General features: G+C 44.1%; 9 protein-coding genes. 7 read left to right on the top strand and 2 right to left on the bottom strand.

Features of this window, described 5'->3' with window-relative positions; genetic code table 11:
- Together QZ735_RS09950 and QZ735_RS09955 are read left to right on the top strand one after the other, a co-directional pair.
- Nucleotides 1–608 (top strand): S9 family peptidase (locus tag QZ735_RS09950; protein ID WP_294247625.1); only part of this gene is annotated, 608 nt, incomplete at its 5' end.
- A 109-nt stretch (nucleotides 609–717) separates the two neighbouring features.
- On the top strand, nucleotides 718–1212 hold the full coding sequence (locus QZ735_RS09955) for a DNA-deoxyinosine glycosylase (protein ID WP_367117844.1): 495 nt from the start codon (nucleotides 718–720) through the stop codon (nucleotides 1210–1212).
- Between the two features lie 108 nt (nucleotides 1213–1320).
- Here the strand turns inward: QZ735_RS09955 and QZ735_RS09960 are convergent, their stop codons facing one another.
- On the bottom strand, nucleotides 1321–2016 hold the full coding sequence (locus QZ735_RS09960) for an AIM24 family protein (protein WP_294247631.1): 696 nt from the start codon (nucleotides 2014–2016) through the stop codon (nucleotides 1321–1323).
- Between the two features lie 176 nt (nucleotides 2017–2192).
- Here QZ735_RS09960 and queA point away from each other — a divergent pair, with 176 nt between their 5' ends.
- The 5 genes from queA to QZ735_RS09985 all read left to right on the top strand — a co-directional run bounded on the left by queA (nucleotide 2193) and on the right by QZ735_RS09985 (nucleotide 7564).
- Nucleotides 2193–3242, top strand: coding sequence for a tRNA preQ1(34) S-adenosylmethionine ribosyltransferase-isomerase QueA (queA, locus tag QZ735_RS09965; protein WP_294247632.1), 1050 nt, complete (start codon nucleotides 2193–2195; stop codon nucleotides 3240–3242).
- Between the two features lie 344 nt (nucleotides 3243–3586).
- A complete protein-coding gene (rlmN, locus tag QZ735_RS09970) occupies nucleotides 3587–4621 on the top strand; it encodes a 23S rRNA (adenine(2503)-C(2))-methyltransferase RlmN (protein ID WP_294247635.1) in 1035 nt (344 codons plus the stop codon).
- A 74-nt stretch (nucleotides 4622–4695) separates the two neighbouring features.
- Nucleotides 4696–5619 (top strand): sterol desaturase family protein, encoded by a 924-nt coding sequence (locus QZ735_RS09975; protein WP_294247637.1) that lies wholly within the window; start codon nucleotides 4696–4698, stop codon nucleotides 5617–5619.
- Between the two features lie 19 nt (nucleotides 5620–5638).
- Nucleotides 5639–6517, top strand: a complete 879-nt coding sequence (locus QZ735_RS09980; RefSeq protein WP_294247640.1) for a hypothetical protein — start codon at nucleotides 5639–5641, stop codon at nucleotides 6515–6517.
- 69 nt (nucleotides 6518–6586) lie between these two features.
- On the top strand, nucleotides 6587–7564 hold the full coding sequence (locus tag QZ735_RS09985; RefSeq protein ID WP_294247642.1) for a polyprenyl synthetase family protein: 978 nt from the start codon (nucleotides 6587–6589) through the stop codon (nucleotides 7562–7564).
- Nucleotides 7565–7717: 153 nt separating this feature from the next.
- Here the strand turns inward: QZ735_RS09985 and QZ735_RS09990 are convergent, their stop codons facing one another.
- A complete protein-coding gene (locus QZ735_RS09990) occupies nucleotides 7718–8011 on the bottom strand; it encodes a hypothetical protein (RefSeq protein ID WP_294247645.1) in 294 nt (97 codons plus the stop codon).
- Nucleotides 8012–8107 lie beyond the last annotated feature (96 nt).

The following is an 8107-nucleotide window of genomic DNA, read 5'->3' on the forward strand; positions in this document are numbered from 1 at the left end:
CCCTGATGGCTGCCAATGGATATATCGTTGTAGCACCGAACCGGCGTGGAATGCCCGGCTGGGGAACCCAATGGAATGAAGAAATATCCAGGGACTGGGGAGGACAGCCGATGAGGGACTACCTCGCCGCAACCGATTTCGCCAAAACCTTACCTTACGTTGACGGCGAAAGAGTAGCGGCAGTAGGAGCCAGCTACGGCGGATACAGCGTTTTCATGCTGGCCGGAATCCATCAGAACCGTTTTAAGACGTTCATTGCTCATGACGGGCTGTTCGATATGAAATCATGGTACCTGACCACCGAAGAGCTTTGGTTTGCCAACTGGGACCTGGGCTCACCCTGGGAAAAACCATTGCCGAAAGCTTACACGGAATTCAATCCGAGCAATTTTGTGGATCGGTGGAACAAACCGATCATGATCGTTCAGGGTGGTATCGACTACCGTGTTCCGTACGAACAGGGGCAGGAAGCGTTCCAGGCAGCGCAGCTGAGAGGACTGAAATCAAAGCTGGTGTACTTTCCGAATGAGAACCACTGGGTGCTTCATCCGCAGAACGGGCTGGTCTGGCAGAGAGAATTCTTTGATTGGCTAAAGGAAACACTTTAAGATCAATATTTCTCAGGAAGATGCAGAAACACTACTGTAAAATATAAGTATGAGCGGGCTTTTTAGCCCGCTTTTTGTTTATAATGTCCTATTGTAATCTGAATTATTCATGGCTATATCCGACCGAATCTCATCCTTTCCGCCAATTATCGATGCACAGTCCGAAATACTGATCCTGGGTTCTGTTCCGGGGGTCAGATCCCTCGAAAAACAGCAGTATTATGCCCATCCGCAGAATGCATTCTGGAAAATTATCTTTGAACTGTTCGATGAACTGCCTACCGGGGACTATACTGCCAGGATACGGATTCTGAAACGGCATCATATCGCGTTGTGGGACGTTATTGATACCTGTGAGCGGAAAGGAAGCCTGGATTCAGAGATCAGGAATGAAGAGGCTAACCGGATCGGAGAGCTGCTGGAAAATTATCCGGGTATCAAAGCAATCTTCTGCAACGGCGGGAAATCATATAAGAATCTGCAGAAGATATTGGGTAAAGAGTACCGGATCCCCATATTTCTGATGCCTTCCACCAGTCCTCTGCACACGGTTCCCCTCGCAAAAAAACTGGAATCATGGGAAAAGATCATGGAATATCTGTGAGGAGACAAAAAAGTAAATGCGGTGAAAAGAGTTTGCCGCGAAAATTTCATAATAAAAAAACAGGCAGCTTAATGAATGCCTGTTTTTTATTATTCTTATTGATCTTCTTTAGCTGTTTTCTATTCTGTAGACTTCTTCGTAAGGCTGGATCAGTACCCATCCGTTTCCGGAAAACTTCATCTGGAATTCTTCGCCGCTTCCCCTTCCGATCAGGCTTTTCAGCGAAACATTGGTTTTCAGTTCCGGTGTAAGATTCCCTGACCAGGCAACGGTGGCATTCGGATCTGTGAAGACCGGGGATTCAGGCGTTACCATCAGCGTCAGAGGTTCTCCATGAGTGGTAATCGCAATATGGCCGGTTCCGGAGAGCCTTACCTGGAACAGGCCGCCCGACATGACGCCGGCAATGCTTTTAAGCATCGTGATATCGCTTTTTATGCTTTGTTCATGAGCAAGCACGTCGTTTCCGTTAACGCACACTGCTTCATTATCCAGATACAGGATCCTTATTTTCTTGCCCTCGTCGGCTACATACAGTTTTCCGGTACCTTCTGCTTTCATCAGCCTGGCTCCTTCACCGCTGATGGCTTTTTTAAGCAGGTTCCCCAATCCGCCGGAAAACATACCCTGCCTCTCGAAGCTGATGTTCCCGATATAGCTTACCATGCTGCCGGCTTTCGTCGATACGGACTGGTTACTGAGGTTGATTTCCAGCAACGCCGGTTTTTCAAGTTCGAAGTAATCCCTTTCCTGTGGATTTTCCCTGGTTTCGCTGATAAATGATTCAATGGAATATTTGCTCATTGGTATAACAATTTTTAAACATCCAAAATACGGTTTTTCAGGTTTCGGAAGTGATAAAAAATCAGCGATTTTCAATTCCCTTAAATAATACTTGACAAAGGGGTATCCAATGTCGTATATTTGCAGTCCGAAAATTACAGCTTGTAATTGATAATTTTTAAACCGTAATTTAAAAAATGAAAACATCAGATTTTAATTTTGATCTTCCTGCAGAATTGTTGGCAGAACACCCATCCGAACACAGAGACGAAGCAAGGCTGATGGTTCTGGACAGAAAAACAGAAACCATACAGCATAAGCTTTTCAAAGATGTGGTGGATTATTTTGACGAAGGAGATCTTTTTATCTTCAACAATACCAAAGTATTCCCGGCCCGTCTTTACGGAAATAAGGAAAAGACAGGAGCGAAAATCGAAGTTTTCCTTTTGAGGGAGCTTGATAAGGAAACCCGCGTTTGGGACGTATTGGTAGATCCTGCAAGGAAAATCAGAATCGGAAATAAACTGTTCTTTACCGAGGATGAATCCCTGGTTGCGGAAGTAATAGACAATACCACTTCCAGAGGGAGAACCCTGAGATTCCTGTTTGACGGTTCGTATGAAGAATTCAGAGCCAAACTGAAAGAACTGGGTGAAACCCCGCTTCCGAAATACATTAAAAGGGATGTTGAGCCTGAAGATGCCGAGAGATACCAGACCATTTATGCAAAAGTGGAAGGAGCCGTTGCTGCCCCAACTGCCGGTCTTCATTTCTCCAGGCACCTGATGAAGAGGCTGGAAATCAAAGGGATCGATTTCGCAGAGGTAACCCTTCACGTAGGTCTGGGAACATTCAACCCGATCGAAGTGGAAGACCTTTCCAAGCATAAGATGGAATCTGAAGAAATTTTCATCGACGAGAAAAACGCCAGAATCATCAATAACGCTGTGGAAGCCAACAAAAGGGTTTGTGCTGTAGGAACAACAACGATGAGAACACTGGAAACTTCCGTTTCTTCCAACAAGAAAATCTCTGCTTTCCATGGATGGACCAATAAGTTCATTTATCCGCCTCACGATTTCGGAGTAGCCAACTGCATGATCACCAACTTCCATACGCCGAAGTCTACGCTGATTATGATGATCGCCGCTTTCGCAGGACGGGATTTTGTAATGCATGCTTATGAAGAAGCCGTAAAAGAGAAATACAAGTTCTATTCTTACGGTGACGCAATGTTGATTTTATAATTTCCAGTATAAGTAAGAGCCGGGTTAAGAATAATAAGGTGAAGCAGAACAGTTTATCCTGAAGGACTTTTACATTTAGAGTTAACGGTCTTAATCTCTAAGAAAACTCCTAATGATTCTGAAGGTAAATTGAAACTTTAGAAACTTATATTTTTAACCTGGCTTTTTAATGAAAAGGGTTGCATGGAACTCAAAAATGAAGTTTTCTTTTTGATCAGTCATGAAACCTGTATATTTTATCTCTAAAAGTTAATAAAGGGAAAATTTTCATTCTGAAGCAGAATTTGCCTTTTGCTGCTTCCCGGACTTTTAACTTTTAATTTTTACCTTGGCTCTTTAACAAAATGAAGGATATCCGTACTTTATCGCTCGATCAGCTCAAAGAATACTTTGTGTCTCTGGGAGAAAAGCCGTTTCGTGCGAAACAGGTCTATGACTGGCTGTGGAGTAAAAACCTCCATTCGATTGATGAAATGACCAATCTTTCGAAACCGCTCCGCGAAAAAATTGCAGAAGAATATACCATTAACCCGGTTTCCGTGGACCAGCTCCAGAAAAGTACCGACGGGACCATCAAAAACGGGGTGAAGCTTCATGACGGCCTGCTGGTGGAATCTGTACTGATTCCTACCGAAACCCGGACTACCGCCTGTGTTTCCTCGCAGGTAGGATGTTCCCTGAACTGCGAATTCTGTGCAACGGCGAGGCTGAAAAGAATGAGGAACCTTGAAGTTGCCGAGATTGTAGACCAGGTTGCCCTTATCGACAGCCAGAGCAAAATGTATTTTAACAGGCCGCTCTCTAACATTGTCTTTATGGGAATGGGGGAACCGATGATGAATTACAAGAACGTAGTGGAAGCCATCCGCAAAATTACCCAGCCGGAAGGATTGGGCATGTCGCCGAGAAGGATTACCGTTTCCACATCCGGCATCCCGAAGATGATCAAAATGCTGGCAGATGACGATCTGCGGGTAAAACTGGCCCTGTCACTGCACTCTGCCATCGAATCCAAACGGAATGAGATCATGCCGTTCTCCGATAAATTCCCGCTGACGGAAATTATGGAAGCGCTTCAGTACTGGTACCAGAAAACAGGTTCGGTGATTACTTTTGAGTACTGTGTCTGGAAAGACATCAATGATAAGGACGAGGACATCCGTGCTTTGATAAAATACTGCAAACAGGTACCTTCCAAGGTAAACCTGATCCAATATAACCCCATCGGAGACGGGAAATACGACCAGTGCAACAAACAGGCGGAGGAAAATTATATCCGTCAGCTGGAAAATGCCGGCATCGTCTGTGTGGTGAGGAAAAGCAGGGGTGGCGACATTGATGCTGCCTGTGGACAGCTGGCCAACAAAACCACCGATTAAATTTTCATTAAAAAATCCGGAATTTATTCTTAAGAAATTCCTAAAATCCTACCTTTGTATCCAAATTCTAAGTGATGATGGATTACTTTTCAGGAGAAGACGGATTGCAGAATGTGTATTCGTGGTCAATTCCCATTCTTGCCGCTGTTATCCTGGCTGAACTTATCTACAGCCATATTTCTGAAGCCAAACTGTACAACGGAAAAGATGTAGCCACCAGCATCTACCTGGCCCTGATGAATTTCGGGCTGGATCTGGTGATGAAGGTTTTTGCGATGGGCGTGATGTTCTTCTTTTACAATCACCGTCTTTTTTCGTGGGAATTCAGCATCTGGTACTGGCTGATCTGTTTCATCGTAACCGATTTTGCTTATTACGTTCTGCATTATGTAGACCATCATTCACGGGCATTCTGGGCGGTGCATATCACCCATCACAATTCGGAATATTTTAATCTTACAACAGGATTCAGAAGCCCGGTTCTGCAGCCGCTCTACCGGTATCTTTATTTCTCCCCGCTGGCTTTTATGGGATTCAATCCCTGGCATATCATGGTGGTGTATGCTATCGGCCAGGTGTACGGGACCTGGGTACATACCCAGACGGTGAAAAGCATGGGCATTCTGGAATACATCCTGGTAACGCCTTCCCATCACCGCGTTCATCATGCCTGTAATATCAAATACCTGGACCGCAATATGGGCATGTGCCTGATCATCTGGGATAAAATATTCGGAACTTTTGAAAAAGAAGACCCCAACGTCCCTGTAAAATACGGGATTTACCCAAAAATGCCGGACAACAGGCCGGATACTATACTCTTTTACGAATGGCGGAAGATCTGGAAGGACCTCCGGCAGCCCGGACTGAAATTCTCAGACCGCATCAACTATATTTTTAATTCCCCGGGATGGCGGCATGACGGCACCGGAAAAACCGTAAGGCAGTACCAGAAGGATTACCTGCGCCGCAAACGCTATCAGGGCTTAAAGCCCTGATAACGTCAACTTTTTACCCATGAAAAAACTACTTTTACTTTGTACCGTCCTTCTTTCCGCGGCTGTCTGTTCACAGCAGTCGCGTCTGTTGAAACTAAAAAAGTACAAAATCAATACACTGGACGGGAGCATCCGGGAGACTTCGGGTCTGAGCCTGATGAACGGAAAGCTGTACACCTTTAATGACAGCGGCAATACGCCTGAACTTTTTGAACTCGATAAAAAGACTGGAACCATCATGAATACCATAACCGTCAATGGGAAAAACAAAGACTGGGAAGCCCTTGCCAATGACGGAACCTATTTCTATATCGGTGATTTCGGAAACAATGCCGGAACAAGGAGGGACCTCGAGATCTACAAAGTGCCGGCAGGGAACGGAAATCTGAAGAAGGATTCCGTAACACTGATCTCTTTTGAATATCCGGAACAGAACGAATTCAGGAACACTTATCTGAAGACTGATTTCGATGCGGAAGCCATGATCTGGCTGAACGGGAAACTCCATGTGTTTACAAAAGAATGGGGAGCCAAGTCAACAACTCATTATCTTATTGATCCGGAAGCAGCAGAAAAGCAGCAGGCTGAAAAAGCCGAAACTTTTCCCATTGGTTTTATGGTGACGGACGCGGCATATACAGACGGTAAACTCTATCTGGTAGGCTATACCAAAAAAACAGAAGTTTTCCTCTGTATCTTCAATGAAACGGAGCCGGGCATGTTCTTTAAGGAGAGTCCTGCAAGGTATTACCTCGGAAGTGCTTTGTCCATCGGTCAGATTGAAGGGATTGCTGCAGATGAATCCGGGATCTGGGTCTCCGGGGAAAATTTTAATTTCCCGCTGGGAAGTGCGAAACAAGCCCTGTATTTTGTCCCGGTACAAAAACTCAAAGATTAATTTCCGTTAAAATTAAAGGAAAAAAATTATCTTTGTGGGAATTAATAATTTATCTTTTATCCGACAATTGTGGCTAACCCTGTAGAAGAAATCAAGCGACCTATTAATGAGGAAATGAAACTTTTTGAACAGAAGTTTTATGAATCCATGCAGAGCAAAGTACCTTTACTGGATAAAGTCACTCGCTTCATTGTTACGACAAAAGGAAAGCAGATGCGCCCGATGTTTGTATTCCTATGTGCCAAGCTGGTAGGGAACGTCAATGAAAAAACCTATCGCGGCGCTTCCATGATCGAGCTGATCCACACGGCAACCCTGGTTCATGATGATGTGGTGGATGAAAGTTTCAAGCGTCGTAACTTTTTTTCCATCAATGCGCTGTGGAAAAACAAGATTGCCGTCCTGGTAGGGGATTACCTGCTTTCGAAATCGGTGCTGCTTTCTACGGATCACAAGGATTATGATCTGTTGGGGGTGATTTCAAGGACCATCCGCGAAATGTCGGAAGGCGAATTGCTGCAGCTGGAAAAAGCCCGGAAGCTGGATATTACCGAAGAGGTGTATTACGAAATCATCCGCCAGAAAACCGCTACCCTGATTGCGGCCTGCTGTGAAATCGGGGTTCTTTCCAATGATGCCGGTGAGGCAATGGCCAGAAAAATGATGGATTTCGGGACATATACCGGAATGGCCTTCCAGATCAAAGATGACCTTTTTGATTTCCTGACGTCCAATGTCATCGGAAAACCGGTAGGCATCGATATCAAGGAACAGAAAATGACGCTGCCGCTGATCCATACCCTGAAAACCGCAAGCGAAAAAGACCGGAAATATTATTTCAATACCATTAAAAGATACAACAATGACCAGAAAAGGGTGAAGGAGCTTATCACCTTTGTGAAAAATTCCGGCGGGCTGGAATATGCGGTGTCCGTGATGAAGGATTTTCAGCAGAAAGCCAAAGATATCCTGAACGAGTTCCCGGATTCCGAAGCAAAGCAATCCCTGCATATCATGCTTGATTATGTCATCGAGCGTAAATTTTAAGGAACAAAAGGGGTTAATGACGGCAGAGGCTTGGATCTGTGATTTCTTGACCGTCATCATATTTACTTACAGACTGGCAGTATCAGAACCCGACCCTGAACAGGAGAGGGTCCGGAGATTTGATAACAGGGAATGCATCAATTCCCTTATTGGTTAAATAATTTCTACCGTTACGATAATAACTGCTAAAACAATGCAAAATAAAGCGGTTAAAAATAAATAATCTGCAATGGTTTCAAATCTGTTGCTGCGCTTCTCATGGCTGCTTCTTATCGACAGGAATGAAAAGAAACAGCTGAAGGCAAAAAGCATACAGGATATTCCTGCAAATTCATCCAGATGCGTACTGCTGCTCATTTTTGTGATCTTCAGCGAAGTAATAATCACCAGTGAAAATCCTAAAAGATTACTGGCTGCATTGAGGATATGGGTGGATTTCTTTTCCATTACTTACAAATTTAATCCAAAATAATTACAATTTTATTTATTATCAAATTTTTAAAAAATATTATTAAAAATTAAAATTAATTTAAAAAGTGTATA

It is taken from the genome of uncultured Chryseobacterium sp., assembly GCF_913776365.1.
In the GTDB taxonomy this organism is placed as follows: Bacteria; Bacteroidota; Bacteroidia; order Flavobacteriales; family Weeksellaceae; genus Chryseobacterium.